General features: G+C 38.4%; 2 protein-coding genes. One reads left to right on the top strand and one right to left on the bottom strand.

Annotated elements, in window-relative coordinates; all coding sequences use genetic code 11:
* Positions 1-771 precede the first annotated feature (771 nt).
* Positions 772-903 carry a hypothetical protein gene (locus AC3DU7_RS30610; protein WP_488043004.1) on the top strand — a complete coding sequence of 44 codons (132 nt, stop codon included), beginning with the start codon at positions 772-774 and terminating at the stop codon, positions 901-903.
* Between the two features lie 207 nt (positions 904-1110).
* Here the strand turns inward: AC3DU7_RS30610 and AC3DU7_RS30605 are convergent, their stop codons facing one another.
* Positions 1111-1704: a hypothetical protein gene (locus AC3DU7_RS30605; protein WP_488043003.1), complete on the bottom strand. Its 594-nt coding sequence runs from the start codon at positions 1702-1704 to the stop codon at positions 1111-1113.
* Positions 1705-2680 lie beyond the last annotated feature (976 nt).

Below are 2680 nucleotides of genomic sequence, written 5' to 3'. Positions count from 1 at the left end.
GAGATATTAGGAGAGTTGGAAAATTTCACTACTCATCTCCTCTGGCGTGGTGCTTAATAGAATGAATTAATTATTGCTCTATACGCAACAGAAGAAAAATTTCACTACTCATCCCTCTGATGTGGTGCTTAATAAAATGAATTAATTATTGCCCTATACGCAACAGAAGAAAAATTTCACTACTCATCTCCTCTGGTGGAGAGCTTCATAAAATGAATTAATGATTGCTCTATACGCAACAGAAGGAAATTTCACTACTCATCTCCTCTGGTGGAGTGCTTCATAAAATGAATTAATGATTGCTCTATACGCAACAGAAGAAAAATTTCACTACTCATCCTCCAAAGCTACAGAGTTTATTAAACAGGTTTTCTCTGAATACGACAGGACTTACGCAAAGACACTGTGTATAGAGTTCAGTAACTATTGTCCAATAGTTATGAGTACTATATATAGCGTATCTGCGTAAGTCCTATACGATCTAGATCAAAATAAACAGGATGAAAAACTAGATGTAACAGGACTTACGCAAAGGCACTATGTATAGAGTACAGTGACTATTGTCCAATAGTTATGAGTACTATATATAGCGTATCTGCATAAGTCCTATATAATTAAAGATTCTGTACCAAAAGCGATCGCATAGTTTCCATTTGAACTTATCTTCTTCAATTTTGCCCTAAGCTCCTTGATGACTTCCAACGGGATGTGGTTATTGCTGAGGTGGTAGCGGGGGAAATCTATCTCGCATTACGGCAATTTGAGTTAGGGATGGAGAGAGCGTTATGGGGATTGTCGGCAGATATGCTATGGAAAGTTGTTAATTTGTTCTGCCACTTGAGAGGTAAGGCCGATTTGACTTTGGAAGAGTTGATGGTGTTGGAGGAATATGGGCTAGCTTAACCCGGATGCAGCTCAAAATACCCACCACTAACAGTTGACGTCAGCGGTGGGTGTGAGTCTTTCGGGAAGCTTAAAGCGATCGCCACGCTTAGTCCAGGACAAGTTTAGGCATAGAAAAATTAAGGATGAGCTAAGTTAATTCTATGCAGCGATCATACTAACTTTAAATCCCAAGCGTCTCAATAGATATGGGTTCTAAATGTGGATTTAGCAATTTTTCAAATAGTCACCGAAGGCTGACTTACCTAATTTTACAATACTGCCAAATTGTTTTAATCCATCGTTTACTATGGATATAGGAATATTTTCAACTTGAGAAAAAGCTTCCGCAGCATTAGCAAATTTAGTCAATGTATTTGAAGTTACAAAACGATGCTGGTACGGTTTATTTAATTTATTCTGGTAGACTAAAAAGCGGTCTGTTTGAGCCTTATTTTGCCCGTATTGAAATTCTTTACCGACTTTAATAGTGCATTTGTCATCCTCGCAATTGGATTTTGACAAAAAATTGTCGATCATACTTGCTTGAACAAACAATGGGAAAACTTCTTTCTCCTTGTCGATAGCAGGTATTTCTGAATATGTAGCTTTGCGAGTTTTAAAATCTTGTGACCACTCAATAGTAACAAGACTTTCTTCAACATTCAGTTGGGCTTTGTCAAAGCTAATCTCATCCCCACATTGTACAATTGATGCTTCCGCGCTACTAGAGAACAGAAATAAAGCGCTCAAAAAGAAAACAGAGAGTTGTAAGATAAAGTTCCGTTTGATGTTTTTGTTCTTGGTACAAATAGTGAACATTAGTGTTGAATCTTAGAAATTAGACAGCATTGAAATTAGATAGCATTTGCAGGATAACTCCCTCGATCAGCATATTATCTAGCACTTGTGGTCCTACACCGAATTTCTGCGTGTGATTCTGCAAATACTGGACAATCTGCTTATTAAGTAGCTCCCCTGTAAACTGCTTGTGTAAATAAGACGATTTCCAACAAGAATTTCTGACTTTTTTGACTTATTTTTTTTTTGACTTAAAATCCTTTTTCTAGGGGCAGTGGGCCAGCAAGGTTAAAACAGATCAATCTATACCGATCGCTTCATTGCTCAATTGTTGCTTCGAGCAACCTTAACTTATACTGACGCAGCGATCGCCACGTTAGCTTTAAGATTGGCCCCTTGCCCCAAATGCTCCAGCTTGGGATAACAACTCCGGTAATGCGCCTCGCTCACAAATAACCACAGAATGCTAGATTTTTAAACCTTCACTACATAAAATCACTTTTGTCAATGCCCTAAAATCAACCTTTTTTTAAACATAGACAAAACGTTGTATTTATCAAAATAACATGGGTCGCGCAACCCCGCCTTTTAAGGCGTAATATTTTTGGAGCCTTGCTCAAATCCCCTAGTTCCCCTCCACGGTCGGGGGAGGGGCGAGGGGTGGGTTAACTTCTGAGTTCTGAGTTCTGAGTTCTGAGTTCTGACTTCGTTAACAATCCCCCTAAATCAACCTTTTTCAGAGAGGACAAATAAAAGTGGACTAGCATTCTTTAAATTATTAGCAGAAGGGGTTTGGTCTCTAGGACACCAAAAACAAACAAAGCGAGTTATTAGTTTACCATGACTCTTCTAACTTCTGACTTCTGACTTCTGACTTCTGACTTCAAAATTGCCCCATTAAGAATGCTACGATTTCTTAAAGAAGCGAAAGAATATAGAAGGAAAAAAACTGGATGGAAGAGATAGACAAATCCATATCCTTTGATGGACGGGATAT

This window comes from Okeania sp., assembly GCF_983059655.1.
Note: the sequence above shows the minus strand (reverse complement) of the source record. Positions and strands in the feature narration are given on the sequence as shown.

What these genes read in the sequence shown, in the direction of transcription:
- AC3DU7_RS30610 (WP_488043004.1), top strand. Translation starts at nt 772, where the DNA reads ATGGAGAGAGCGTTATGGGGATTGTCGGCAGATATGCTATGGAAAGTT.
- AC3DU7_RS30605 (WP_488043003.1), bottom strand. Translation starts at nt 1,704, where the DNA reads ATGTTCACTATTTGTACCAAGAACAAAAACATCAAACGGAACTTTATC.